This is a genomic window from Streptomyces sp. WI03-4A, assembly GCF_033792105.1.
Classification (GTDB): domain Bacteria; phylum Actinomycetota; class Actinomycetes; order Streptomycetales; family Streptomycetaceae; genus Streptomyces; species Streptomyces collinus_A.
This window is the reverse complement of the sequence record NZ_JARAUO010000002.1, coordinates 110741-137050: the sequence shown is the minus strand read 5'-3', so window position 1 is coordinate 137050 and position 26310 is coordinate 110741. Positions and strand designations below refer to the sequence as shown.

Annotated in this window: 24 protein-coding genes and 2 pseudogenes; 18 read left to right on the top strand and 8 right to left on the bottom strand. The window is 69.1% G+C overall.

Translation table 11 applies throughout. The features are described from left to right. The first annotated feature begins 139 nt into the window (after positions 1 to 139). From PV343_RS03575 to PV343_RS03515, 13 genes are all read left to right on the top strand, one after another. Positions 140 to 403: an acyl carrier protein gene (locus tag PV343_RS03575; protein WP_319145278.1), complete on the top strand. Its 264-nt coding sequence runs from the start codon at positions 140 to 142 to the stop codon at positions 401 to 403. Next, positions 400 to 1596, top strand: a complete 1197-nt coding sequence (locus PV343_RS03570) for a beta-ketoacyl-[acyl-carrier-protein] synthase family protein (protein WP_319145277.1) — start codon at positions 400 to 402, stop codon at positions 1594 to 1596. The genes PV343_RS03575 and PV343_RS03570 overlap by 4 nt, the downstream gene beginning before the upstream one ends. Positions 1597 to 1598: 2 nt before the next feature. After that, the gene (locus PV343_RS03565) at positions 1599 to 2663 is read left to right on the top strand and encodes an AfsA-related hotdog domain-containing protein (protein ID WP_319145276.1); all 1065 of its coding nucleotides are present in this window, start codon (positions 1599 to 1601) and stop codon (positions 2661 to 2663) included. Further along, positions 2660 to 3619 carry a beta-ketoacyl-ACP synthase 3 gene (locus PV343_RS03560; protein WP_319145275.1) on the top strand — a complete coding sequence of 320 codons (960 nt, stop codon included), beginning with the start codon at positions 2660 to 2662 and terminating at the stop codon, positions 3617 to 3619. The genes PV343_RS03565 and PV343_RS03560 overlap by 4 nt, the downstream gene beginning before the upstream one ends. 139 nt (positions 3620 to 3758) lie before the next feature. Next, positions 3759 to 4790 carry a thiamine pyrophosphate-dependent enzyme gene (locus PV343_RS03555; protein WP_319145274.1) on the top strand — a complete coding sequence of 344 codons (1032 nt, stop codon included), beginning with the start codon at positions 3759 to 3761 and terminating at the stop codon, positions 4788 to 4790. After that, positions 4787 to 5809, top strand: a complete 1023-nt coding sequence (locus tag PV343_RS03550; protein ID WP_319145273.1) for an alpha-ketoacid dehydrogenase subunit beta — start codon at positions 4787 to 4789, stop codon at positions 5807 to 5809. Before PV343_RS03555 ends, PV343_RS03550 begins: the two co-directional genes overlap by 4 nt. 8 nt (positions 5810 to 5817) lie before the next feature. Continuing rightward, the gene (locus PV343_RS03545; protein WP_319145272.1) at positions 5818 to 6366 is read left to right on the top strand and encodes a biotin/lipoyl-containing protein; all 549 of its coding nucleotides are present in this window, start codon (positions 5818 to 5820) and stop codon (positions 6364 to 6366) included. Positions 6367 to 6408: 42 nt separating this feature from the next. Then, the gene (locus PV343_RS03540; RefSeq protein ID WP_319145271.1) at positions 6409 to 7215 is read left to right on the top strand and encodes an enoyl-CoA hydratase/isomerase family protein; all 807 of its coding nucleotides are present in this window, start codon (positions 6409 to 6411) and stop codon (positions 7213 to 7215) included. Positions 7216 to 7304: 89 nt separating this feature from the next. After that, on the top strand, positions 7305 to 7721 hold the full coding sequence (locus PV343_RS03535) for a nuclear transport factor 2 family protein (protein WP_319145270.1): 417 nt from the start codon (positions 7305 to 7307) through the stop codon (positions 7719 to 7721). Between the two features lie 58 nt (positions 7722 to 7779). After that, positions 7780 to 8142, top strand: a complete 363-nt coding sequence (locus PV343_RS03530) for a hypothetical protein (RefSeq protein WP_319145269.1) — start codon at positions 7780 to 7782, stop codon at positions 8140 to 8142. A 107-nt stretch (positions 8143 to 8249) separates the two neighbouring features. Beyond that, positions 8250 to 9260 carry an AfsA-related hotdog domain-containing protein gene (locus PV343_RS03525; RefSeq protein WP_319145268.1) on the top strand — a complete coding sequence of 337 codons (1011 nt, stop codon included), beginning with the start codon at positions 8250 to 8252 and terminating at the stop codon, positions 9258 to 9260. Continuing rightward, positions 9257 to 9898, top strand: coding sequence for an HAD family hydrolase (locus PV343_RS03520; protein ID WP_319145267.1), 642 nt, complete (start codon positions 9257 to 9259; stop codon positions 9896 to 9898). The genes PV343_RS03525 and PV343_RS03520 overlap by 4 nt, the downstream gene beginning before the upstream one ends. A gap of 58 nt (positions 9899 to 9956) precedes the next feature. Next, positions 9957 to 10718: a 3-oxoacyl-ACP reductase family protein gene (locus tag PV343_RS03515; RefSeq protein ID WP_319145266.1), complete on the top strand. Its 762-nt coding sequence runs from the start codon at positions 9957 to 9959 to the stop codon at positions 10716 to 10718. A gap of 310 nt (positions 10719 to 11028) precedes the next feature. On the opposite strand, the gene PV343_RS03510 is transcribed toward PV343_RS03515, so the two are convergent. After that, positions 11029 to 12171 (bottom strand): acyl-CoA dehydrogenase family protein, encoded by a 1143-nt coding sequence (locus tag PV343_RS03510; protein WP_319145265.1) that lies wholly within the window; start codon positions 12169 to 12171, stop codon positions 11029 to 11031. A gap of 261 nt (positions 12172 to 12432) precedes the next feature. Then, positions 12433 to 12527, bottom strand: a pseudogene (locus tag PV343_RS03505). A gap of 968 nt (positions 12528 to 13495) precedes the next feature. Here PV343_RS03505 and PV343_RS03500 point away from each other — a divergent pair. Beyond that, positions 13496 to 13591: pseudogene (locus PV343_RS03500) on the top strand (IS5/IS1182 family transposase); the annotation flags it as partial. A 6-nt stretch (positions 13592 to 13597) separates the two neighbouring features. Here the strand turns inward: PV343_RS03500 and PV343_RS03495 are convergent. The 5 genes from PV343_RS03495 to PV343_RS03475 form a co-directional block, all read right to left on the bottom strand. Next, the gene (locus PV343_RS03495; protein WP_319145264.1) at positions 13598 to 14197 is read right to left on the bottom strand and encodes a hypothetical protein; all 600 of its coding nucleotides are present in this window, start codon (positions 14195 to 14197) and stop codon (positions 13598 to 13600) included. Between the two features lie 469 nt (positions 14198 to 14666). After that, a complete protein-coding gene (locus tag PV343_RS03490) occupies positions 14667 to 15629 on the bottom strand; it encodes a hypothetical protein (protein WP_319145263.1) in 963 nt (320 codons plus the stop codon). A 14-nt stretch (positions 15630 to 15643) separates the two neighbouring features. Further along, positions 15644 to 16540, bottom strand: a complete 897-nt coding sequence (locus PV343_RS03485) for a hypothetical protein (RefSeq protein ID WP_319145262.1) — start codon at positions 16538 to 16540, stop codon at positions 15644 to 15646. Positions 16541 to 16914: 374 nt separating this feature from the next. Beyond that, on the bottom strand, positions 16915 to 17847 hold the full coding sequence (locus tag PV343_RS03480) for a hypothetical protein (RefSeq protein ID WP_319145261.1): 933 nt from the start codon (positions 17845 to 17847) through the stop codon (positions 16915 to 16917). After that, positions 17840 to 18466, bottom strand: coding sequence for a hypothetical protein (locus PV343_RS03475; protein ID WP_319145260.1), 627 nt, complete (start codon positions 18464 to 18466; stop codon positions 17840 to 17842). Before PV343_RS03475 ends, PV343_RS03480 begins: the two co-directional genes overlap by 8 nt. 260 nt (positions 18467 to 18726) lie before the next feature. Here PV343_RS03475 and PV343_RS03470 point away from each other — a divergent pair, with 260 nt between their 5' ends. The 4 genes from PV343_RS03470 to PV343_RS03455 all read left to right on the top strand — a co-directional run bounded on the left by PV343_RS03470 (position 18727) and on the right by PV343_RS03455 (position 25667). After that, positions 18727 to 22920 (top strand): WD40 repeat domain-containing protein, encoded by a 4194-nt coding sequence (locus PV343_RS03470; protein WP_319145259.1) that lies wholly within the window; start codon positions 18727 to 18729, stop codon positions 22918 to 22920. Between the two features lie 132 nt (positions 22921 to 23052). Beyond that, positions 23053 to 23325: a hypothetical protein gene (locus PV343_RS03465; protein ID WP_319145258.1), complete on the top strand. Its 273-nt coding sequence runs from the start codon at positions 23053 to 23055 to the stop codon at positions 23323 to 23325. An 837-nt stretch (positions 23326 to 24162) separates the two neighbouring features. After that, complete coding sequence (locus PV343_RS03460) at positions 24163 to 25263, top strand: matrixin family metalloprotease (RefSeq protein ID WP_319145257.1); 1101 nt, start codon at positions 24163 to 24165, stop codon at positions 25261 to 25263. A gap of 11 nt (positions 25264 to 25274) precedes the next feature. Further along, a complete protein-coding gene (locus PV343_RS03455) occupies positions 25275 to 25667 on the top strand; it encodes a DUF6281 family protein (RefSeq protein WP_319145256.1) in 393 nt (130 codons plus the stop codon). 358 nt (positions 25668 to 26025) lie between these two features. Here the strand turns inward: PV343_RS03455 and PV343_RS03450 are convergent, their stop codons facing one another. Further along, entirely contained in the window at positions 26026 to 26301 is a 276-nt protein-coding gene (locus tag PV343_RS03450; RefSeq protein ID WP_415923446.1) for a hypothetical protein, read from the bottom strand. Positions 26302 to 26310 lie beyond the last annotated feature (9 nt).

Below are 26310 nucleotides of genomic sequence, written 5' to 3'. Positions count from 1 at the left end.
TTGGTTGACGTTGTCAACCTCGGGTCGCCGACGGCACCTCTGCTGCCGGGCGGCACCTCGATCGCGGATCAGGGATCCAGTTAAGAGAGCGCGCCGCAGAGCGCGCTCGGAGCACACGGTCAATTACGGGGAGAGTACTGTGCCGACCGATTCCCACACGCACGACCGCACGCGCATCCAAGAGTTCGTGATCAACCAGATCGAATCCATCGGCGTCGAAAAGGACTTGGTGTCCCTCGACGACACGCTGGACACCCTCGGCCTCGACTCGCTCGACGTCGTGGAACTCAGCCAGACCGTGAAGAAGAAGCTCGGTATCCCCGTCAAGCCCGGTGATTTCGTCAACACGGTGACGATCTCGGACGTGCTGTCCGTGATTTGTGAGCGCGCGGAAACAGTGTGAGGCGGCGCGTCGTAGTCACCGGAATGGGAGCGGTCACTCCTCTCGGAGCCGGGGCCGAAGCACTCCACCACGGTGCCGTGCGCGGGGACAGCGGTATCGCCGACGGACTGGGCCGATGCGCCGACTTCGACCCCATGAAGGTGCTGAGCAGGCGCGAGGCGTTACGCATGGACCGGTTCTGCCAGCTCGCGGTCGCGGCTGCGGACGAGGCCGTCCGGCAGGCAGGCTGGGGCGATGCTCCGCCCGCTCCGGCCGAGCGGGTGCACTGTGTCGTCGGCACCGCGATCGGCGGCCTCCACACGCTGGAGGCCCAGCTGAACGTCCTGCGGACAGAAGGCCCGGAGTATGTCTCGCCGTTGACGGTCCCGCTGCTGATGGCCAATGCCGCACCGGCTCACCTGTCGATGCGCTTCGGTCTCGCCGGCGAGGCTTCCGCCCTGGCCACCGCCTGTTCCAGCGGAGCGCAGGCGATCGTCGCCGGCGCCCGGGTCATCCGCTCAGGAGAGGCCGACGCCGCTATCGTCGGTGGTGCCGAGGCAGCGACGAGCGACTTCACTCAGGCGATGTTCACCTCCAGCGGAGCACTGTCGCCGACCGGGACGTCGGTGCCCTTCGACCGCACACGGGACGGGTTCATCCTCGGCGAAGGCGCGGGCGCCCTCGTCCTCGAAGAGGCGGAGACCGCCCGGGCCCGCGGCGCCCCGGTGCTCGGGGAGATCCTCGGCTACGGCGTGACGAGCGATCACCACCACGTCACGGCCCCAGAACCGTCCGGCGCCTTCGCCGCGGCCGCGGTCCGCGCGGCGCTCGCGGACAGCGGGATCGACGCGCGGGACGTGGCGTACATCAACGCGCACGGCACCGGCACCCGGCTGAACGACGCCGCGGAGTCGACCGCACTGCGCCGCGCACTGGGGGACGCTCTGGCGGGCATCCCGATCTCCTCCACCAAGTCCTACGTCGGGCATCTGCTCGGTGCCGCGGGCGCAGTCGAGGCGATCGCGACCCTGCAGGCGCTCCGGTACCGGACCGCACCGCCGACCCACGGACTCACCGAGCCGGACGAGGAGCTCGGCCCGCTCACGCACGTGCAGGCCGCGCTCGCGCTGAAACCGTCCGACAAGGGGTGCATCGGGCTCACGAACTCGATGGGCTTCGGCGGCCACAACGTCACCATCGTGATCGGGGCCTGAACGTGCAGATCACTCGACAGATCACTCGACCCGCCCACCGGGTGCCCGGCCGCGAAGCGACCGCCGCACCCTCGTGGCCGTCGTACACACCCGACAAGCTCGGCCTGAACACCACCACGACCGTCGACCGCAGGTACGCGCACAAGGAGTCCGGCGAAGACGTCTTCATCAACGACGTCGCACGCCACCCGGGCACCGGCATGCTCACCGCGGTCGGCACCCTGCCGAGGGCGCACCGCTATTTCAGTGACTCGGTGATCGACCGGTACGACGCGCTGCACCTCGCCGAGTTCATGCGGCAAGGCGTGGAAGTCATCGCGCACACCCTGCTCGGCGTTCCGCTGACCCACCAGTTCGTGCTGCGCACCGTGGACCTCCGGATCAGCGAACCGGCTGCGGCCGTCAGTGCCGAGCATGCGGTCATCGTCTTCTCCGAGGAACTGGTGCGCCGCAATGGATCCAGTGTTCCCTATGCCGCAGCGGGGCCGGTCCACTGCGTCGTGGACGGCCGGCCCCTCGCTCGGTGCGACGGCCTGGTCGGATTCCTGGCGCCGGAGACGTACAGCGCGATGAGGGGCGAGGACGGGCGCAGACGACCTGAGGCGCCCGTGGGCCGCGTCGTCCCTGAGCGGCCGCAGAGGGTCGGCAGGCGATTCCCGGAGAACGTCTTCATCGGCCAGGTCACCGGGCCTGTGCGTGAGGCGAGTTGCTTGCTGCTACCGCAGACGCCTCCCACATTCTTCGACCGCCCGCTCGACCACTATCCGGGCATGATGATCGCGGAGGGCGCCCGCCAGTTGGCCGTGCTCTCCTTCGCCGAGGCCACCGGTACTCCGGTCGACCGCGTCCACACGCAGGACACCGCGCTGGACTTCACCAGCTTCGCGGAGCTGGACACGCCGCCCGCGCTGCGGATCGTGTCGTGGGTCGCGTCCGAGACCGCGGGCGCCGGCGACGCGGGCGCCGAGATCACCGTCGTAGCACGTCAGGGTGCGCGGACCACATCGACGTGCACGTTCCGGATGTCCACCTGCACCGAGAACCCATCGGAAGGGAGGCTGCCATGAGCGTCGTCGTCTCCGGAGTGGGCGCGGCCCTGCCTGCCACGGCGGTCGAGAATGCTGCCTTCGCGGACCTGGGGGTCTCGGACGAGTGGATCCTCGACCGGACCGGCGTGCGCCGCCGGTACCACCTCCAGCCCGGTGAACGGCTCGCCGAACTCGCCGCCGCCGCGGCCACGCAAGCGCTCGACGACGCCGGCATCGGCGCTTCGGACGTGGACTTCGTCGTCGCGGCGACCAGCACGCCCGACCGGCTGTCACCCGGCCTCGCACCGGTTGTCGGCCACCTGATCGGCGCCGGGTCGCCCGGCGCGGTCGATGTCAACGGCGCCTGCACCGGGTTCCTCTACGCACTGGACTACGCCATCTCGCGGGTCAGCCACGGTTCGGCGGACCGCATCCTGGTCGTCGGCGCGGACGCCATGTCCCGCCTGACCGACCCGGCGGACCGCAACACCGCCGTACTGTTCGGCGACGGCGCCGGAGCCGTCCTGGTCGAGGCACAGCGCGGTGCCGTGTGCGACGTCTGCGTCCCGTTCCTGTCGTTCGGGTCCGCGGCCGAGTACGCCGACGCCCTGTACGTCGACCATGAGGACAGAGCCGTCCGCATGGACGGCGCCCAGGTCTATGCCTCCGCGGTCGAAGCCATGACCGACGAGGTCGAATCGGCCCTGGCCGCGCACGACATCACCCAGGACGACGTCGACCTGCTCGTCTGCCACCAGGCGAACAGCAGAATCCTCAAGGCGGTCGTCCGGCAACTGGGCTTCAGCCCCGAGCGCGCCGCCTCCTACGTCGATCAGTTCGGCAACACATCAGCGGCCTCGATTCCGCTTGCCCTTCGCCAAGCGCACGACGACGGCAGGCTCAAGCCGGGGCACACCGTCGTGCTCGGCGCTTTCGGTGCCGGATTCACCTGGGGCGCCGGCGTGATCGGGTGGAAGGCGTGCAGGCACGCGTGACCTGCACGGCCACTGTCTGACACCGGTTCTGCGGAACCGGCCCCTCACCCCCTGCACGCTCCTGGCCCCAGGCCCATCGATTTCCGTACAGACACGGGGGATCCGTGTTGCGTCCAACCTCATCGAGGAGTGGAGTGCAATGACCAGCTCGAATGCGGCCACCACCATGGTGTCGCCGCCGGCAAGTGAAGAAGACGCCGTGCTGCTGCGCGGCTACCGGAAAATGGTCATCGGCCGCCGATTCGATCAGCAGGCGACGAACCTGGCCAAGCAGGGCAGTCTCGCGGTCTACCCGTCGTCGCTGGGCCAGGAGGCCTGCCAGGTCGGCGCCGTGACGGCCTTACGGAACACCGACTGGCTGTTTCCCACCTACCGTGACTCGGTGGCCGTCGTCAGCCGCGGCGTCGGACCCGGAGAGGCGCTGACACTGTTGCGCGGCGACTGGCACTGCGGCTACGACCCCAGGGCCACCCGCACCGCGCCGCACTGCACGCCACTGGCGACACAGGCCGCCCACGCGGTCGGACTGACGATGGCCGCGCGGCTGAGCGGGGACGACGTGGTCGCGATGGTGCTGTGCGGCGACGGGGCCACCAGCGAGGGCGTCTTCCACGAGGCCGTGAACCTGGCGGCGGTGTACGACACGCCGGTGGTCTTCCTCGTGCAGAACAACCGCTACGCGATCTCAGTGCCCCTCGCCAAGCAGACCCGAGCCGAAACGCTGGCTGCGAAGGCCGCGGGCTACGGGATCACCGGCTTACAGATCGACGGCAACGACTTCGGCGCGGTCCACCGGGCCGTGGCGAACGCCGTCGACGCGGCCCGCGCGGGACGTGGACCGACCCTGATCGAAGCGCTCACCTACCGCATGGCACCGCACACCAACGCCGACGACCCCTCCCGCTACCGCGACCCCGCCGAGCCCCTGGCCTGGCGGGACAAGGATCCCGTCGCCCGCCTCGCCTCGACGCTGCGCGCCCACGACCTCCTCGACGACGCCGCGCAGCGCGCGATCGACGAGGAAGCCGCCGACTTCGCCGCACGGACCCGGCAGGAGGTCACCCGCTACGAGACGCCGACGCCCGCCGAGATGTTCGAGCACGTCTACGCCCGGCCGACGCCCCAACTGCTGGAGCAGGCACGGGAACTCGCCGAGAGGGGGATCGCATGACGACCGAGACGACAGCCCAGATCACCACCGCGCCGGCGACGGCACCGGCCGTCTCGATGGTCACCGCCATCAACTCCGCGCTGAGCGACGCGATGCGGGACGACGAGCGCGTGGTCGTCTTCGGCGAGGACGTCGGGCACCTGGGCGGAGTGTTCCGCGCGACCGACGGTCTGCTGGCCGAGTTCGGCGAGCACCGCTGCTTCGACACCCCGATCTGCGAAGCGGGCATCCTCGGCGCCGCGATCGGGATGTCGTTCTACGGCGCCCGGACCGTCGTGGAGATGCAGTTCGACGCGTTCGCCTACCCGGCCTTCGAGCAGATGGTCAGCCATCTGGCGAAGATGCGGAACCGGACCCGGGGCACCCTGCCGGCCCCGGTCGTCGTCCGCATCCCCTACGGCGGCGGCATCGGCGCCGTGGAACACCACAGCGACTCGTCCGAGGCGTACGCGGCGCACACACCGGGCCTGCATGTGCTCACACCCGCCACCGTCGCCGACGCCTACGGCATGCTGCGGCAGGCGATCGACGGCGCCGACCCCGCGCTGTTCTTCGAACCCAAGCGGCTGTACTGGGAGACCGCCCCCGTCGACCTCCCCGCCGAGGTCGAGCCCATCGGCCGGGCGGTCGTACGCCGTACCGGAACCGACGCCACGTTGATCACCTACGGGCCCGCGCTGCCGATCGCACTCGCGGCAGCCGACGCCGCGGCGGCGGACGGCTACGACCTATCCGTCGTGGACCTGCGCTCACTCGTGCCGTTCGACGAAGACACCGTGTGCGAGGCGGTGATGCGCACCGGCCGCGCGGTGATGGTGCACGAAGCCTCCGGCTTCGGCGGCTTCGGCGCCGAGGTGGCCGCCCGCGTGACCGAACGCTGCTTCGCTTACCTGGAGGCACCGGTGCGGCGCGTCACCGGCCTGGACATCCCCTACCCGCCTCCTCAACTGGAGCGGTTCTACCTGCCGACCGTCGCCAGGGTCCTGGACGCCGTCGCGGCCACCTTCAAGGATGCGTGAGCGCCCCGATGACGACACCTGACACGGCAGGGACGGCGAGCGAGGACACGACCGAGTGCGTGTTCGTCCTGCCCGACCTCGGCGAGGGCCTGGTCTCAGCGGAGATCATGGAGTGGCTGGTCGCGGTCGGTGACGTGGTCGAGATCGACCAGCCGGTGGTGGTGGTCGAGACGGTCAAATCGACCGTGGAACTGCCCTCGCCGTACCGGGGACGCATCACCGTGCTGCATGCCGACGTCACCAGGACGGTGCCAGTGGGCGCACCCCTGGTGTCCGTGATCGGGCCACGGGGCCAGCAGCCGCCCGCGGGCGGCACCACCCACCTCGTCGGTCAGACCCCGCCACCGGCGGCCGGGGCGGCCGAGCACCCGGCCCGCAGGCTGCCCGCGAAGGGGCAGCAGCGTGGGCGCGTCACGGCGGCTCCCGTCGTACGGCGGCTCGCCCGCGAGCTGGGCGTGGAGCTCAGGGACCTCACGGGCACCGGCGACGGCGGTGCGATCACGAAGGACGACGTCCGTGCCGCCGCGGCCACCGCAGGTCAGGAGGATGCGAGTTGAGCACGAACCAGGCCTTCACCACGCACCAGGCCGTGGTGTGCCATGACTGAAGGGCCGGCCGTGCGCCGTGACTCGTTCGGCGACGTGGTCGTGCTGACCATGAACAGGCCGGAGCGTCACAATGTCCTCGACGTCGAGATGACCGACGCGCTGGTGAGCGAGACGTCCGCGCTCGCCCGGGACGACAAGGTCGGCGCGGTGATCATCACCGGTGCGGGCCCGCACTTCTCGCTCGGCGGCCCGCTCGACGAGTTCGACGCAGTGCTCGGCGGTGCCGACGACGCGGTCCGCGCACACTGGCTGCGCCGCACCGAAGTGCTGGCGACGCTCGTGGAGAACCTGTACACGATGCCCTGCCCGGTGATCGCCGCCGTGCACGGCCAGGCCGCGGGCGCCGGATTCTCCCTGGCCCTGGCCTGCGACGTGCGCGTCGCCTCCGACCGGGCCAAGTTCAACTTCGGCTACGGCGCGCTCGGTTCGTCGACCGACGGAGGGATGAGCTGGCTGCTGCCCAGGGTGCTGAGCCCCGCAAAGGCCCTGGAACTGCTCCTGGAACAGCCCGTCATCCGTGCGGCCCGGGCGCACGCCCAGGGGCTCGTCACCACGGTGGTACCGGCCGCGGACCTGCACGAGCACGCTCTTGAGCTCGCCACGGGCCTCACCCGCAGCGCCCGCCATTCCGTGACAGCGGCCAAACGACTGGTGCATGACTCCGCCTTCGCGACGCTCACCGAGCACATGAGGAACGAACACCGCGTGTTCGCCGAAGGAATGCTCACCGACGACATGCGCCATGCGCTGGCAGCCCGCCGCCACGGCGAACTGCCCACCTTCGGGAGCGCGCGATAACCCGACCCCCGGCGCCGTTGACGCGCCGGCACATCTGACCCGCCGGCAGCACCGCGGGAAACGAATCCCAAACAGAAAGGGCGCTGCGCATGTCGCACCACCTTGAGAACGCCCCCGTCGTGACCGACAAGGACGCCGCGGTCGTCGGGGAAATGCTGGCCGCCGCGAGGCGGCAGGACTGGGACCGGGTGGCCGAACTGCTCGACCCCGAAGTGGTCTGGTCCCTGCCCGGAAACTCGCGCATCTCCGGCGACGCCGTAGGGCCGAAGGCGGTGGTCGAGCGGGCCCAGGCCATCGACGCCGCACAGCTCACCACGGACCCGCAGCACCTGCACATCGGCAGCCGCAGCATCGTCGCGACCATCCACAACACGGCCGACAAGCCCCTCCCGCTCGACGAATGGCTGGCACTGGTCTTCACGGTCAGGTCCGGGCGCATCACCACCATCGACACCCACCTGACCGACGTCCCGATGCTCGAGCGGTTCTACGCCGCCACAGCCTGAGACAGCCGAACTCGCCGCAGTGCAAGGAAAAACGCACACCCCGACAAGAGGAAACCGAGTGGACGTCAAAGAACTCATGGACACCCTGCTGATGGCCTGGCAGACGCACGACGACGAGCAGCGCCGCGCCTTGGCGGAAAAGGTCTTCGCACCGTCCGCCGTCCACCGAGTCGCGGGGGAGAATCTCAAGTTCACCGGGCGCGACGAGATCGTGGCGAACATGGCCCAGGTGAACCGGGACCAGATCCAGGGGGCCGGCGTCGCCTTCAACTACGGGAAAACCGTGGAGAACGACAACGGCATCTACCAGGAGTGGACCATCACTGCCCCCGACGGCAACATCCTCCGCTCCGGCCGGGACTTCTACGTCCGCGACGACGAGGGGCGGATCACCGCCTTCTACATGTACGGCGGCGTGTGATCCATGAGCCCCGCCGCGGCGCGCCTGCGGCGGGGCTCCCCCCACGCGCGGCGCAGTGCCGTGTCGAGATTCCTACGACTCCAGCAGCGTGAGAGGTGACACCGGGCGTGACGCACGTCAATGTCGTGGAAGACCTACAAGAGTGGCGGCTCGACGAGGATGTCGCCCTGTCGTTCGACCGCACGATCGATCGCCGCCGAGTGCACCGGGCAGCGGTATCCGAGGTGTTCATCACCGACGTCCGCGCACTGGGAGACGGCCGCGTGGCCCTTGCCGCACAACTCCCGGCCTACCACGCGTACTACAACGACCACGAGCCGGCGATGACGGTGGACCCCCTGCTCATCATGGAGATCTGCAGGCAGGCGGGGTCCGCGACGGCCCATGAACTGGGCGTCGACGCGAACGTCGTCGCGATCCCCGAGGAATGGCATCTGCACGTCGCCGAGCCGGCCGCGTGGCCCGGCGACCAGCCCGTCACCGATCTGCGCATCGCCGGCGAGTTCCCCTTCACCCGCGTGCGCCGCGGCCGCCCGCGCGCCGGGATCTGCAAACAGCGCGTCTTCGCCGGCGGCCGGCAGGTCGCGACCCTCCAGGCCAAGGGCCGATTCCTGGACCACGCGGAACAGGACATGCTGCGCACCGCGCAGCGCGGCACCCCACCGCCGTGGACATCCGACCTGGTCTACCGGCCGGAGCCCGGGCTGGCCCAGCCGCACACCGTGGGCCGGCGCGACCCCCTGAACGTGGTCCTCGCCGACCTGGCGCACGACGCGGGCGAGATATCGGCACGGGTCGCGCTGCCACTGGCCAATCGCGCGCTCTTCGACCACCCCTACGACCACGTCACGATGTCCGTACTCACCGAGGCCGCCCGGCAGTTGATCACGTCGGCCGTGAACACCCCCGGACACGCCCTGCGCGGCCGACACCTCACCGGGCTCGCCGGACGGTTCGCCCAGTTCGTGGAGTTGGACGCGCCAGTCACGGTCCGTGCCGCGCTGCCCGCGTCCCAGACCGAGACCGGCGCATGCGAGATCCTTGTCGCCATCGAACAAGGGGGGCAAAGGATCGCCGAGATCGGCGTGACCCTGACCCGCGGTGTGGAGGAATCATGAGCGCATACCCGGTCAAGACGGTGTGGACCGACTTCGGCGGCGTCCTCACCCCTCCCATCGAGGAAAGTCTCGCCAAGTTCTGCGCGGACAACGGCCTCACCCCGCAGGAGTTCCTGAGCGCGGTACGGACCGTCAGCGCCCGATTCGGCACCTCGGACCTCCTTGAGCCACTCGACACGCCGATGATCGACGAACCGGCATGGCTGCACCTGGTCTCCGAAGCGCTCGGCAGGCCGGTCGGAGTGAGCAGCTTCGGCGAAGCCTGGTTCGACGGCCGGCCGGCCAACCACGAGTGGGTCCAGACGCTGCGCACGCTACGCCGGCGCGGTGTCGGGGTGAACCTGATGTCGAACATGGTCCCGAGCTGGGACGAGCGGTGGCGCCGCATGGTCGACGTCGACGAACTGTTCGATCACGTCGTCCTCTCCTTCGAAGTGGGATGCCGCAAACCGGGTGCCGAGATATTCGAGCTGGCGGCGAGCCGGGCAGGGGTACCGCCCGAAGCCTGCGTGCTGATCGACGACACGGAGAAGAACTGCGCGGGCGCACAGGCCGCGGGCTGGCACGCCATCCACTTCACCGACGCGCGATCGGCCGCCGGACAACTGGCGCGACTGACCGGCGAGCAGCCGAAGTGAGCGGCACGTGACATCGAGCCCACCCCTGACCCGAAGAGCTGAGGAAAGCGAGCAGGAAGTGGTCGATCCGCACGTCGGCTGTGCCTTCGTGACCGGCGGTTCCCGAGGCATCGGCGCGGCCGTCGCACGCGCACTCGCCGCCGCCGGGCGTCCGGTTGCGGTCGGATTCCTCCGCAATCGCCAAGCCGCCAAGTCGGTCGTGTCCGACATCGAGGGCGCGGGCGGCACGGCGATCGAAGTGGCCTGCGATCTACGTGATCCCGACGCGCTCGACCGGACTTTCGGGACGCTGGAAGAACGCTTCGGGCGGGTGGCCGTCCTGGTGAACAACGCCGGTATCCGCGCCGACGGCCTGCTGCTCGCCATGGACGAAGACGAATGGCGCCAGGTGCTCGACGTCAACCTGACAGCCGCCTACCATGCCTCGGCGCGCGCCCTGGGACCGATGGTGCGGGCCCGGCACGGCCGCATCATCAACGTCACCTCGATCCTCGCCCAGCAGGCCCTGCCCGGCGCCGCTAACTACGCCGCGGCGAAGTCGGGCCTCGCCGGCCTGACCCGGGCCCTGGGCGTCGAGATGGCACCCAAGGGAATCACGGTGAACGCGGTCGCTCCCGGGCTCATTCGCACGGACCTCACGCGTGAAGTAGGGCATTTCGAGGATTCGGCCCGCACGCAGGTACCCATGAGACGACCTGGACGCGTCGAGGAGGTCGCGGCCTGCGTCCGCTTCCTGGCCAGCGACGACGCGTCCTATGTCACCGGACAGACCCTGACGGTGGACGGCGGCATCGCGGCGTCGGCGTTCAGCATTACGTGACGCGCAGGCAGGCGGCGCGAGTTCCCTCGGGGGCTCCCACGCGACGGCCCCTCGCCGTCCGGGACACCGCCGCTCGGCTCCACCGCACGCGGGCCCCGTCGCCGGCGCGCCGAACGGCCACACCACGCACCACGCACCTCGAAAAGCGGTGCAGCAGGCCGTGGCGACGCACCGCTCCCGGCACCGGCACCGGCAGCGGCTTCCACACGCGGCTGCCGGAACCCGGGGCTCGCCGCCGGACGCCCACCGTCGTGCCTGACACCCAGCCGCAGAACGGTGCGGCCGACACGGCTCCCTGGGGCCGGCCGGGTCAGACCGGCCCCAGGGAGCCGCAGTCGAAGTACCTCAGCAGCGACTCCGCGCTCGCGGAGCGGGACGGCGGGTGGAAGGCGAGGGCGCGCATGGCCGCCGCGACCTGGGCCTGCTCGCTTCCACAGATGAACGGCATGCCCCCGAGCAGCTCCAGGGCGCGCGACGCGATGTCCGGCAGGGCGTTCTGGACGGTGTAGCGGGCCACCAGGACGCGGGCCATCGCATCCTCGTCGCCGGGAGCGGGGTCCGTCGCCCGGGCGACGCTCTCGAGGAGCGCGACGGCGGCCTCCATGTCGACGGTGAGGGTGGCCCGTTCCGCCGCGGTGCCGCGCTGGTGGTCGAGGACCTGCTCCACGAGCCACATGGCGCCACCCGCGTAGCCGGCCGAGATCAGCATCTGAAACCAGACGAACCCGGTCGACCGCAGGCCGTCGAGGAGGGTGGATCCGTCGGCACCCGCCCGCACCATGAGGCCGCTGGGAACGAACACCTCGGCCAACCGCACCTCGTCGCTCTCCGCGCCTCCAAGCAGGGCGTTGACCCAGAACGGGTGCACGCTCAACCCGGGCGCGTCGGCGGCCACCAGAGCGAGCGCCGGCTCGGGCCCGGACCCCTTGCCACCACGGATGTCGACGCTCGTGACGAGCAGGTTCATCGAACGCGACAGACTGCACGGCTTCGTGGCGCCGGACAGCAGAAACCCACCCTCCACGGGACGTGCGACCACGGCGGGCTCGCCAATGTCCTGGGCGCTGCGGCCCTCGGCCCAGCCCGAGGCCAGCACCAACTGTTCGGGCACGATCCGGTGCAGCAGCGCACTCTGTTCGTCGGTGAGCCGACCCCCTTTGGCCGCGAGCGAGGAGAGCATCGCGACGGCGAAGTGGTGCATGGAGACCGCTGCGATCAGCGAGGGCGACACCGAGCCGAGCGCCAGCTGGACCCGGAGCGCGTCCAGCGGGTCGGCCTCGTGGCCCCCGTACCTCCCGGGTATCAGCAGGCCGACTCCGCCATGCATGCGAAACAGGTCAACGGCCGGGCTGCCAGGCCGCTCGCGTTCGAGGTAGGGGCTCTGCTCGAGTTCCTTGAGCAGCCAGGGGTGAATGCGCTCGCACACGGAGCGGGCGGTGTCGAGTGAACGCACGGAAAACCTCCGGAAAGGACGTGCGGAGCCGGCCTCACCTGCCGAACACCGCTTCGTACAAGCTGACGTCGCGGCTCACTCCCCAGACGCAGGAGGTCTTGAGCATCGGAGAGTCGGCCTCGCCGGAGACACGGCACATCCTGGAGCAGATCTTCAGCCCATCCATCAACGTCGTTGACGCTCGGCGTGCGCACCGCCGGAACCTGCGCGGCGGACCAAGCCATTGCCGCGCCAGCCGTGCAGACACGAGAGGCCGTTCGGCGGAGAGGGCAGGATTCGAACCTGCGTGGACCCCGAAAGATCCGACCTCGAGACGCGCTCGCTGGTCCCCGATCAACCACTCCGGGCACCTCTCCTCGTTTCCGGCCCCGGGGTGATGCCCCGCTGCCTTCACGCGGAAAAGACTGACAGGCAGCGCTGACGCGCCGCTGACGGAGCGCTGACGGCAGCGCTTCTACGCAGGAGGCACAGTGATGCTCGCGCGCCCTGCCGAACTGATCGCCTACGGACCGCGGCCCGGCCAGGCCACGGGCCGAACTGCGGTCCGATGCCCCGTTCAACGCCCACCTGACCTCGGTCCCGCGTTCGCGGTCCCAGGGCCGGCCCGGCTCAACTGGATGTCACCCGTCGATGTCGGGAACACCGGCCTCTCCCAAGGAGGCGGGTCGTCGGCCCACTCCAGCGCGCAGTGCTGGAGCCGGGCATCGACTCCGCCGGCGGCTTCGCCCCCTGAGCCGACCCAACGCCCGAAGCACTCCACACTTCCGCGACGGGAACGGCTGTCACCGAGGCGGATGCGGTGGCTCAGGCCAAGCGGTCGGGGCATCTGGTGGAGATCACCTCGCTGCGCTCGGAAAGCGGTGAAGTCTTCGCGGGACCGGACGGCAAACTGGAGTCCCGCGAACACCTCCGCCCGGTGAGGGTGCGCGTGGATGGCGTGTGGAAGGCCATCGATACCGATCTGGCCAGGACAGGCGATGGCATGGTGGCACCGAAAGCCACCACGATCGGCCTTGAGTTCTCCGGCGGCGGCGACGCCCCGATGGTGAGGATGACGAAGGCTGGACGAGCACTGGCCATGTCCTGGCCCGGGAGGCTGCCCGCCCCGCAACTCGAGGGCGACACGGCGACCTATCCCGAGGTGTTGCCCGGTGTCGACCTGAGGCTGGGAGCGCAGCAGGACGGCTTCACTCAGCTGCTGGTGGTGAAGTCGGCGCAGGCCGCGTCCAGCAAGGAACTGACCGAGCTGAGGCTTGAGTTGGACGCCGACGGCATGGACGTCAAGGAAACCAGCGACGGCGGGCTGCAGGCATTGGACAAGGGCGTGAAGTCCTGGCACATCTTCCGCAGAGCTCGCTGCAGTCCCAACCGGATGACCGCCATCGCCGCCGCCGTCCTCACCCTGGAGAGGCAACGCTGAAAGAGCTCAGTAAGAGGTACCACTGGCTGGAGCCTGCGGTCCGTGCAGGGTCTGGGTGATGTCCCTACGCCAGGGAATCGCGGTGTCCCGGCCGTGACACAGAAGACTTAGGTGCACAGGGAAGGGATACTTTCGCTCCGGCGCTAGGTCGATATACACGGTGGCTGTTCCACCGGCGGCGAGCGGCCCTGTCGAGACGGCGTCACCGCCGCTGACCTCGTCGCCGTACTGATTGTTTCGGTGAATTTTGCGAGCGATGGCGAGGTTGCGTAGGTAGATACCGTCCGCCCGGACGATCGCCTCCAGCAAGGCGGGTCCTGCCGTCTGCCGCAGGGCGATGGCAGCACAGCGCGTGTCGTTGGGTGCTGTTGGCCTGCCTCCCGGGCGGCTGCGCATCAGGACATCAGCGGGATGAGGACCATACGTGACGGACTCCACTTCGAACTGCGGACCGCTCGCCTCATGCCGGTCTTCCTCCTGTGCCTTCCACTGCTCCTTCGTCAATTTCAGCTGCTCTTTGGCGCTGCGAGCCTGCGAACCTGAAATGACCGCCGCCGCGATGCTGATGCCCGCACCCGTGATAGCGACGATCGTCTCTGCGTCCAACTCCGTTGATCTCCGCTCACCGACCGGTCAGGCTTCGAAGCCTGAGTATGCCGACGTGTATTGTGCGCTAGCTGCAGCCTCCCGGGGAACTCCAGGGGATGAAGCTGCACAACTCCTAGACGTCACTGATCAGGCGCTGGTCGTCGCGGACGAAGTCGACGGATGCGCGTCATGCCGCGCATCGGCAGCGGAACGACCAGTCGGCCGCCCATCTTGAGCCGGTGCACCCACGAGGGATATCGGTTGTCTGTACGGTGGCCAGGGCGCCGGCGCGGTCGAGCGGTGCGAAATCCACAGCGCCGCTGAAGCCGCACGACGACGTTGCGGTGCCCGGTCGTCTGCGAGAAGCCCCTGGCCCACGCTGTGACGGTCGGATCGACGTCCCATGGTGACCACCCGTGTCTGGCGAGCGCTGGCGCTGGTGGTGTCCGGGGTGTGGGGGGGAGTGAGGTCGTGTTCGGACGTCCCGCTACAGGGTCTGCACGGCCGCAACCTGCCATTTTGCGAAGCCGGTCTTGTGTAGTTCCAGTACGACGTCGTGCGCGCCGTTGATGGTGGTGGGTAGCAAGCACAGACGCTCGAAGGATTCGATACCGGCGTTGGCGAGCAAAGCCGCTGTGTCGGACGGGAAGGAGTAGCTGCCTCCATAGCAGGTGACGGGGGCACCGTACGCGTCTGAGTGGGTGCGTAACTGCTGGGCTGTCAAGTCCGCGACGCCGGGCGCGGCCAGGGCAGAGGCGGCTTCGACGTCGTCCTGTTTAAGGGCAGTGAGGAAGCGGTGGACGGTCGGTCGTTCCGTGGTCCCGTTCGGCGAGGTTGGGTTGATCTTCCGTCCGTTCCAGCGGAGGTCGACTTGGTAGTCGAGGCTAGGAAATGCGGCCGGGTCGTCGTCCTGCTGGGTGGACCATCGAGCGGTCACGGCACCGTGGTGGTAGCGCAGCGTTTGGACGCTTGCGTTCTCCCCGCTCTCGACGCCGCGCAAATGCAGGTTGCGCAGGTCGACGGAGCCCAGCAGGGCGGGGCCTTTGGTGTAGAAGGCGATGACGTCGGGCCAAGGCACGCCGCCCGCGTCGCATGTGATGACGGCTGCGGCGTCTTGCTGCCGGTCGCCGTCCAAGTCACCCATAGCAAGCAGGTCCGGTTGGGACGTGGGCCGGTCGATCCAGCCGAGTTGCACCCTGCCGTGAGTGCTGGGGATACCGGGAAGCTGGCCATGGACCAGCCGGCCGGCGGGGTGCCCGCAGGCGGGTGGGACGGGAGCTGTGAGCAGGCTCTGGGCGGTGATCGGTGGTCCGGCCAAACCGTCGGCTCCGCCTTGTGAGGGGCGGCCGCTTGTGGTCGTTCCACCGGCCTGGCGCTGGGGATCCGTGTGCTCGGAGGAGCAACCTGCGGCCAGGGTGCTCACGAGCACGGCGGACAGCAGTGTGGTCATCGCACGCGAGGGGGTCACGACGTGTCTCCTAGCTCATGGCTCCCCTGCTTCGGCGCCCAGCGTAAAGCGGTGGGCGCGGCCGGGAGTGTGACGCGCTTGTGGTCGATTTCCACTCGGGCGGCGCCGACCGTGGTGGTTGCCGGATTGCCGCCTTGGTCGAGGGTGCAAGCCATGTCGCCGGAGATCGTGGCTAGTTGACCGTGTGGTCCGCGCTGGGCGGATATGACGTGCTGGGCGACGGCGCTGATCCGCCCGTTTGGGGACAGTTCGAAAAGGGTGGAGGGCAGCTTCACGGGACTGTGGATCGCGGCGTCCTGGGCAGGGGGGCGGCAGACGGGCCCGGTGTCGAAGCCCACCACATCCAGTGTGCCGTCGGCGCCGTAGACCAGGTCGCGTAGACGCCACAAGGTGCGGGGGCCGCCCGGCAGCGGTCGGCGTAGCGGCGCCTGGTCTTTCTTGGCGACCGTGTAGAGGGCCGAGGGCGGTCCGATGCCGCAGACGTCGGTGTGGTCGCCGCGTTCAGCGGCCAATCGCTCACCCCGTGCGTCGGCGGCGTACGTGCTGTAGGCCGACATCGACGTGGTGGCCGGCAGCCGGGTGAAGGGGCGGGCCAGGCCGTCGATTCCGGTGCGGTCGATGGTGATGGGCGAGGTGGAGTCCTCGTAGTGAGCCAGCAAAAAACCGCGGGCGAACGGGACGGGGGTGGCCGCTCCGGTGGTGATGAGCGACTGGCTGACACTGCCATTGAGGGGGTACCGCGTCAGATGCCCATCACTTCCCGCCGCGACCACTCCCTTGCCGTCGACCACGAGGGCGTCCGGCGCCAAGTCCACTGGCCAGGCGTTGCTCTGCGGCTTCGCCCCGGTCAGGCGCACTTCGACGATCTGGGTGCCGCGGTCGGCGGTCACCACCCAGGCGATCTTCCGGCCGTCCGCCGACCAGGTTAGCGCCGACAATCGCGGTGCCGTCTCGCTCTGCGGCGGAGGAGGACCGATACGTCGTGCTCGGCCGGTGTCCGCAGACCACAGATACACCCTGGAGCCGGCCACGACGGCAAGAGTGTCGTGGGAGGAGCCGGAGTCGCCCGATGCCCCGCCGGTGAACCGGCACCCCGCCGCCAGGAGCACGAGGACGATGGCCAGCACCACCGTGGCGGTCGGGTACCGGGCGGGCGCTGCGGCCACAGCGTAGCGACGAGCGCGCAGGGCAGCCGGGCCCCCGATGAGGGCTGATGGCCGCCCGGCCGTCTCCGACGGTCGCGTGACTGCGCCGGACTGCTCCGCGATCACGTGGCGGACCCGCCGAGGGCCTCCCGCACTGCGTTCCGCGTGGCGGGGTCGGCAGCCTCGGCGAGCGTCTCCCATGCCTGAAGCGTGCGCAGCCCAGTGGAGCGGGCCACAGAGGCTGCGACGACGGCGGAGTCCGTCCCGGCGAGGTAAGCGACAGCAGGCAGCGGCTCGGCCTGCCACGGCGCGTAGGGGTCCAGGTCGGGCAGATGCGCGATCGCCGTGACGCGGTCGGCCAGCTCGACGATAGGTAGCAGGTGCACGGACTCGTCGCCGGATACGGTGGTGAAGCGCAGGACGAGGACGCGTGGCGGCCGCGCAGGACCGGTGGAGGTGGCCTCCACCTCGTAGCCGGCGCCGCCGGGCAGTGCGCTGACGGCCAGGGCCAGTTCGTCGTCCGGGAGGAAGATCTGCCGGTCGGCGCCGCCGGCGGCTTGGGCGGCGGTCGGCCGTGCCAGGTGTGGCAGGGTGAGAGCGGTGCCGCGGGTACTCGTGCGGGGGCGCCCTAGCAGTCGCAGCTTCCAGGGCAGAGCTGGGACCCCGGCCAGCGAGGCACAGCCGAAGGCGTCAAAGCGGGTCACCGCGTGCAGGGCGGGGCTCAGACGGAGGTGCAGCGTGGCTTGGTCGAGAGCGTCGGAGGGCTCAGGGTCGCAGTTGACCGACAGTTCGATGCGATAGGTGCCGTCACCTTCCTCGACGGCGACAGCAACCAGATCGAGGTCCTCGGCGTCGATCTCCTGGTCGGGCGCCTCCGGGGCGAAGCCGGCTGCATCGAGGCGTTCCAGCGCCGCGGCCAGACGCGTCTGAGCGCGCTCGCGGGCTCGCTGCTGTGTCCGCCCCTCTTCGTGATCGACGGCGCCGAGGAGAACGTCAGCCAGCTCGGCGGTGGAGCGGCGGCGCGCAGCGCCCTGGTCGTCTTGTCCGTCAGCCATCCGCCTCACCCTTTCCGCACTGTCCTGGCCAGCCTGTGCGCAGCGTCGACAGAGCGCGGCGCAGTCTTTGCCGGCAGCGGTTCTCGAACCGGGTCTGCTCTGCGACCGGAAGGTCGGCGTATGCCTCGCGGCGGTAGTCAGCGTACGCGTGATAGAGCCGCGCGAAGTCGTGCCGCTCGCCGTTTCGCAGCAGAGTCTCGACAAGGAAGCGCTCGTCGGCGGTGAGCCCGAGGGCCGCCATGTCACGTCGCAGGTCCGCCCATTGGACTTCCTCCGGCAAGGGCAGTTCCTCCACGGCGCCGGGCACGGGCAGCACGCTGGGGTCGTGAGGGTCGGAAGAGGGTGCCTCCTTGTGCGTCTGAGTGAGGAGCCGCCGGATTGCCCCGGAGGCCGCGGCCATGATGGTCGCGTTGATGTTCCGCACCGCCCCCGCGGACCACTGGCTCCATAGCCACTCGCGTTCGCACTGGATGTCTTCCAATATCAGGGCCAGCACGTCGTCACCGTCGTAGGGGCTGCGGTTACGCAGCTGGCGGTCCCCACGCTTTCGGATGCGCTCCGCGCGCTCAAGGACCAACTCGGCCAGTTCAAGCTGGCGTTGACCCCCCGCATCGGTCATGTGGCAACTCTTCCACACATCGCGGCCACCTCGTGTACGTTCTGTCCAAAACGGCCAGGAGCAGGGCGGCAGGCGGCTGTAGGCCAGGGTGAGCGAGAGGTCCGACCGAGGTGATGATGCGGATACGACTCGGGCGCAAGACTGGCCGGAAGGCTCCTGCTCCGGCCCGCAGCGCCGGGTCGGGCGCATCTGCTGCGGCCGCCTTAGGCGTACTCAGTGAATGGGCGCGCGAGGACCGTGCCAGCCGTTCGGGGTCCGCCATGGCCGCAGCGGTGCGCGCAGAGGCGCTGGCCGGGGGCGAGAAGAGTAATGCGGAGCGCTTTCGACGACTGGTAGGTGCAGACGGCGTCTGGTGGCGGGCGTGCGCCGAAGCGGCGGCGCAGCGTCCGGGATGGCTCGTCTCCGCCCGGCGCTGGCTGGAGGAGGGGGAGACGCGGTCGGCGGCACCGGACACGGCCGATGACGACCTGCGGTACGCCGCCGAGCTGCTCACCGAGAACGCGGGCGGTTTGGAACTGTCCTCCCACCGACGGCCCGAGGACGCGACTGCCGTGCTGGATCGCACACGGGCGGCCAGCGCGGGCAGCGCTCATCTGCGGTCGGCAGCCAGGGCGATGGCTGCGACCGCGCTCGCGGTCTCCGAGCGGGCCGACCTCATGCCCGACGACGCCCTTGCGGGCCTTTTGGGCGAGGCGGCGGAGCACTGGAAAGGGGCGCATGTGTGGCCCCAGCCGACCACGGACAGTGCCCTCGCTCTTCCCGCCCCGCCCCCGGCCGCCCCGGACCGGCTGCGACGCGCCTGGGAACTGCTACGGGGCACGGGGGCGGAGGGCCGGCAGGTGTGCGCGGCGGCCGCACAGATGTCCCTGCCCGGCTCCGCGGTGGGCCGCAGCGAGCGGATCGACATCCTGGTCGCTGTTCCGGCGGGCACCCCCGAACCATCGGGACAACAGCGCTGGCAGGGCATGGTGGGCGCGCTGACCGTCACCGTGCTGCCCCAAGGGCCGCCCGGGCTGTACCCGGACCTCACGCGCATGGGCTTCTTCCTCGGCGACGAGCACTTCAGCGCCTCGCTGCGCAGCGCCTGGCGGTACGCGACCGGCGGCGAGGCGGCGCGGACGGCCGAGCAGTGCGTCCTGTGGCGTATCGACCTGCCCGAGCAAGCCCACCTGCGCGTCGACGGCCCTTCCTTCGGTGCCGCCCTCGCCCTGGTCCTGACCGAGCTGCTCGGCCCTCCCGGGCCGTGGTACCGCAGGCTGCCGCGTCCGCTGACGTCCTACCTGCGGCTGCGCCCGCGCACCGCGGTGACCGGCTCCGTCGACGCACAGGGGGGAATCGGCCGGATCGGCCACCTCGACGTCAAACTTGCGGCGGCCGGCGAGGTCAAAGTCCGCGTGGTCGCGCCCCAGGCCAACCGCCGCGCCGAACTCGCCGCCGCAGACGACGTCCGCTGGGTCAGCACCGTCCACGAGGCGCGGCGGCACGTGCGTGAGCTGGACCGGCACCGCAGGAACATCACCGCCATCGTGCTGGCACTGCTCCTGATCGGCTCGGGAATCTACGCCGGAGTGCAGCACTCCGCCGACGAGCAGGCCCTGCGCACCCGGCGCGCCGCGGTCGCCGACCGGCTGATCGATGCCGCACGACAGAACCTCACCACCAACCCAGACCTGGCCACCCGTCTCATCCTGGAAGCAGACGCGCAGCACAGCACGCCCGCCGTGCAGGAGGCCCTGCTGGGCGACCTTGCTGCCAACGGCCAGCTCGCACACGTGCTGCGCGGCCACTCCAACGCGGTGACAGCCTCCGCCATCACCACGGTCCACGGCACCACGTACGGGGTGACCGGAGACTTCAACGGCGACTTACGGGTGTGGAACCTGGCCACCGGTACCTCCGCCTCCGTCGTGAGCAGAGGGCACCGGCACGTGACCGGTCTGCTGGTCAACCCGCTGCTTCCCGATCACCTGATCTCCGCGGGTTCGGAGGGAGAAATCACCTTCTGGACCCTCACCGCAGCCGGCCACCTGGTCCTCAGCGGCGGCTGCTGCCAGGGCAAGCTCAACGCCTCGACGGTTCTCGGAGAGGCAGTGAGCCCCGACGGCACGACCCTCGCCGTGATCCAAGAGAACGGCACCTTGACCCTCGTCCGCACGGCCACCGGGGAGGTCATCAGCACTACCAAGCCGCTCGCCCAGCTCGGTGACGCACCGACGGCGGCCGCCCGAGAAGCGGAAACCCTCACCGCCGTGACCTTCGGCACGAACGCGCACACCGTCTATCTCGGCACCAGCAGCGACACGACGTTCGCCGATGAGCAGGGCCCCGGTCACGTCTACCGGATCGCCGTCCCCGCCCACGGAAGTCCCACAGCGAACGCGCTGGCCACCGGGCAGCACGGAGGCATCTCCGCCCTGCGACTGCTGAAGAACACGCTGAACGACAACGAACAGTTACTCATCGGGACCGCACAGGGACTGCAGGCCTACGACATCACCGCCCGAAAAGACGTGACCGACTTCCCCGTCGCGGGCGTCGACAGCACAGTCGAGGACATCGGAGTCGGCCCCCAGCACGTCGCGGTGAGCACCGTGTCAGGGTCCTACGTCCTCGACGCGCTCAACCTGACCCGAAAGGGCGGCGTCCGGGCAGGCGTCCGGGCCATCGCCCTCGATCCGCGGGAGACCTATCTCCTGACCGCCACCGCCTCCGGCGAGCTGTACGAGTGGAACCAGCAAAGCCGCCCGCTGGCCGAGGGCTTGGAGCCGACAGAGGTGGCCTGGAGCCTGGCCTACGCGCCCGACCGCAGTCTGCTCGTCATGGCCGCCGGGGGCTCACTGCGGCGCTACCCGGATCCCCGACGCCTTCGGGACGACGGCGTCAGCGGGTCGTCCACCTACCAGACCATCGCGTATCCGCAGGCGTTGCGGCCGCAGTCCCTGGTCGTCGCCCGACACGGCGGTCATACTTATGCCGCGATCGGCGACTGGAGCAACGGAACCCACAGCGTGCTGATCATGGATGTCGACTCCGGCAAGACGGTGGCGACACCCGCCCTGGACCGGGCCACCCGGCAATGCGAAGGCGTGCGCGGAATAGCTTTCACCCCAGACGGCTCGCGCCTCGTCGTGGGCTGCTGGAACGACAGCACCCTGTCGATGTGGAGCACCGGCACCTGGCAGCGACTGCGCTCCACGAAGCTCGCCGACCAGCACATCCAAACCCTCGGCGTCTCACCGGACGGCACCACGATCGTCGCGGGCACCGCACCGACCCACCCGGACTCCGAGGGAGACCCCGCCTCAGTGTGGTTCCTCTCGGCCACCACCCTGGCGCCCAAAGCACCACCGGCGGTCACTCACCCCGGAGGAGTGACCGCGCTGGCTATCAGCGACGACCGCGCGTACACCGGCGGGTTCGACGGGCACCTGCGCGCGTGGAAGTTGAACGGAAAGCCGGTCCGGAACAGGACCATCGCGGCAAAGGTGTTCGCCGTGACCGCCACCAAAGACCCAGACCTGCTGGCCGCCTCCACCACCAACGGGATCGGCTTCTACGACGCCGCCACCCTCGAGCAGACCGGACCGTCGATCCCGCTGACGGACCCCAAGGCATTCCTGTCCGCCCTCGCGGTCAGCCCCGATACCCGACTCCTCACCGCCACGGCCGGAGCAGACCAGGACCCTCCAGTGACGTCCATGCAGCAATACCGGCTCGGCCGCGACCAATGGACCGACGAGGCCTGCGCCATCAGCGGCGGCGACCTGAGCGACGCCGAGTGGGCGCGGTACGGAGACCCGGGACTCGACAGGCAGCCCCTGTGCACCGGCCACGACCGGGCCTCCTCCCCGGCCCGGCCGTCGCCTTCCCCGACCGACTCCGGCGTGACGGGAACCAGGAAGGCGGCTCTGGTCCCGGCCAGCGGGCCGACCCGAACGCAGCATCACGCAGACTGCAGAGACTTCGGCGCGGCCGCACACCACACCTGCCACACCTTCGACGGCGGCCGCTACGCCTGGGTCAGCACACGTTCCGGCGGCCGGCAGACGCTGACCATCTACCGGTCGGAGAGAACAAACTGGCGAGCGGTGCTGCATACGCCCTCGGACACCCGACCGGAACGGGTGCAGATCTGGGCAGCCACCACAGCGCCGAGAGAGAAGGCCGTCGCCATACTCGTGCACTACCAAGGCAACCACGATGCCACCGCCCTGTCCGTCGTGGAGGACGGAAGAGTGCGCTACAGCATCACGGGCTCTGCCACGGTGGTCAGACCCGAACGCGGGGCGCTGCACCTGTGGAACCCCGGCTACATCTCCACGGACGCCTTGTGCTGTCCGACGGGCGAGGTCTCCACACTGATCGGCAGGGCGAGCGACGGCTCGTGGATGACACGCGATCAGCAAGCCGTGCCTCGCACTCAAGCACCTCCCTCTTCCGCTCCCACGCTGTAAAGGCAGCAGGCTTTCCAAGCCGCACCGCTTCCTGTGATGCAGCTCACTCCCCCTCCATCGTCACAGAGGACTCCTGATTCGCTCCACCCCTCCTTGACAGCCCGTCACCGGCCCCTGCAGGAGGAGAAAAACATGACCGGCGTACCCGACATGATCACGACGGCACAGTCCACCGTGGAAGCGGCAGGGGTCTCCGTCGAGCTCACCCCGCCATGGATGGTGGCCTTTATGACGCTGCCCCTGATGTTCGTACTGCTCAGCAGGGCCCTGCCGCGAGACCAGGGGCCGGACACGCGGCCCGCCGAGACCGACGAGAACGCGACGGCCATGCTGCGGCTGACCAGCATCATCGCCGTCTTCACGATCGCCATCTTCGTGGCCACCATCATCCTGCCCCTGCTGTGACGGCCGCCGATTCGCCGCCCCAGGCTGAAACCCTCGGGCGGCGAAGCCGCGGCGGCAGCACATCGGCGGCCCTGACTGACGTTGGGCCACGACAGCACTGCTAATGACCCGACCGCCACAAGTTCCTCGAGATCCGCCGCAACATAGTGCGGCATGCTCGACGATCCGGAAGGGGTGGAGCGGGCGTTCGAGAACGCTGGGCGGCCCTCGGGGGTTGCGAGTGAGGCGTGCGTGGTGGAGTGGGTGCAGCGGGCTACAGACCATCGCACGGGCGACTGTTGAGCGCGGGCGCGGAGGCCCCGGATACGACGCTTCTTGGAGGGTCTGCCAGTTCTTCCGCTTCCCTGGGAGGACTGACGAAGACGACGCCGGGGGCTTCGCGAGCAACTCGGTTGATGTTCATCTTCGTTCGGCGCGGACCCGGCGTACGCCGAGATGTCCGCCCTGACCGCACCCACCTTGTCCCACCATGGCGCCGTCCTTGCAGTTCCGCGTAGAACAGGGCCACATGAGGCGCCCAATTTCACCGAGGTCTGCCCCGGCCCCTGATCCGGAACCGGAGATAACCGCAGATCAACTGGATCAGGCGAGCACTGATCGACTCAAACGGAACCCAGCCGTGGCGAGCGGGCCACGACAACCAATTGCGCGCAGCGAGACCACCGTTGTGGTGACAGTCACTGGTGAGTGGCCGCGAAGGGGGCAAAATAGCGCATGATGGAACTTCGTAAGCTTACCGCTCTGTCTTAAAATAGCATAATTTACGATCAGTTGACGGTTACTTTCCACGTACTTGATCATCTCCCGCGCAGCGGGGGGACATCCAGGGGGTGGAGAGTGGCGGTGCGCAATCCAGGACTCATAGGCAGAGCGATCACGGCTTTCGCGCTCGCGGCTTCGCTTTCGGCGGTTGCCAGCGGCACGAACGTGGCCATGGCCGGAGCCGACGTCTGCGAGCTTGGCGAGGGAGAGCTGACCATCGGCGACCTGCCTGCTGGCTCCTCTGTCATCTCGTGCGATGCCGTCGGGCGGGTCGTGACGTATGACGGTACGGGTGTGACGGTGCCTGAACCTGGTACGGCTGTGAGTATCGACATGCTGACCGCGGACGGCGACACGCACGGGTTCACGCTTCAGGTCGGGACCGACGGCAAGGTTTCCTACAACCTTGGCGACGCCAGCACGGACACCTCCACGGCCGGCTCCGACAGGTTTGATCCTTTGGCGAACACCGCCGACCCAGCGGCCGATGTGCCGGCGGAGGGCGATGCGGTTGCCGACCCCTCCGACGCCTCCGAGGGTGCTGAGGTGGCCGATATAGATGCTCTCAGCGCACCTGGGGCTTGCAGCGATGGTGCGTACAAGACGAACGATCTGAAGGAGTACGGTACTTACAATTGGTACATCGGTGATGACCCGATGCCCGGGGGGCTGTCCCGGACTGACGCCAAGTGGGCGTTCTATGACGCCATCGACAACATCACTGATAGCTACAACAACTGCGGATACGGCGACTCGGTCGGCGCGAAGACGAACTTCCTGTCCGAGACTGGCCGCGAGGCGAGCGTCAGCAAGACGGGCCGCTGCACCGGCAACGACGGGATAAGTGTTTGGGACGCGGGAGACATCAAGGACAGCGCCGTCGCGACCACCTGTACGTACTCATGGTCCATGCCCGGTGTCAAGAACGACCTGCGTGAAGCTGACGTCCGTTTCAACACGCACGATTACGACTTCACCAACAAGCCGACCGGCAGTTGCTCGAACAAGTACGACATCCGTTCCGTTGGTATTCATGAAGCCGGCCACGTCTTCGGGCTGGGCCACGTCGGTGACGGACACGAAAACCTCACGATGTTCACGAACTCGTTCGTCTGCACGACGAAGGCCAGGACGCTCGGCAAGGGTGACGTCCTCGCTCTTCGCAGCGTTTACTAAGGAGACCGTTGATGAACTTGGCCGGGCGATCCGTGAGAGTGCTGCTGATGGCGGCCGTGGTGGCGTCGGCAGCCGGCTGCACATCCGGCAGCAGCACGTCGGATGAGACGGCGTCGTGCGCCTACCAGGTCACTTACAAGGGGCGGACGTACCGAGACGTCGCGAACGTGGAGTTCGCGGTCGGAGGCAAGCTCGGCACTGCCACCAAGCCGCCTTGCGACGACACCGGCGGCCAGGACGAAGACCGGGAGCCGGCAACGACGAAGACCGCCTATGCGGTGAACGGCGTTTCCCCCGAGGTGGCCATCGCCGTCGGGGACACACCCGACGACGCGACGTTTGTCGCCGTCTACTCGGGCAACAAGCTCCCGCCCGAGGTGAAGAAACTGATCAACGGCTCATGACGCAGAGTGCGGGGCACCGCCGTGCAAGTACTGGCGGTGCCCCACGCCAATCCGGGTCCGTGCGTGCCGGGTTTCGACGTGCCAACCGGTCAGCTCACCATGTCCAGCCCCGGGACCGATCCTCTCGACGGGCCGAGCCTGACTGTTCCCGCTGGATTGCTACGTGCTCGGGTCTCTTACCTCCCGGCCGGACCACCACCGGTCGGCACTGGTGGAGGTCCCGGCGACCACTTCCTGTATCAGGTGGATCTCTGGCCCTCCGATCGGACGTACGGACTCGTCATCGTCAAGCAAGGGCCGGAAATCTGGGCAGGGTAGGCCACAGGGCCACGTCGTTCAGATGATGTGTACTGGTTGATCACATGATGCCGAGGGTGATCAGTGGACGGTTGGCGTCGCGGGTGTGGTGGCGGAGTCCAGCGGCGATGTTCGTCTGGTTGGCGAGTCGGAGAGCGCCGATGGCCAGGTTGCGCAGGGATGCCATGGCACGTGGAGCGGTGCCGGTGCGTACGCGGGAGGCGTCCTCGGCGTACGTGGTGTCCCTGACGTGGTGGATCTTGTTCTCGATGCCCCAGTGGCCGCGGACGCGGCGGGCGATCTCGGTTGCGTCGGGCCCGCGTACCCCGTCGGTCACCGTCATCGT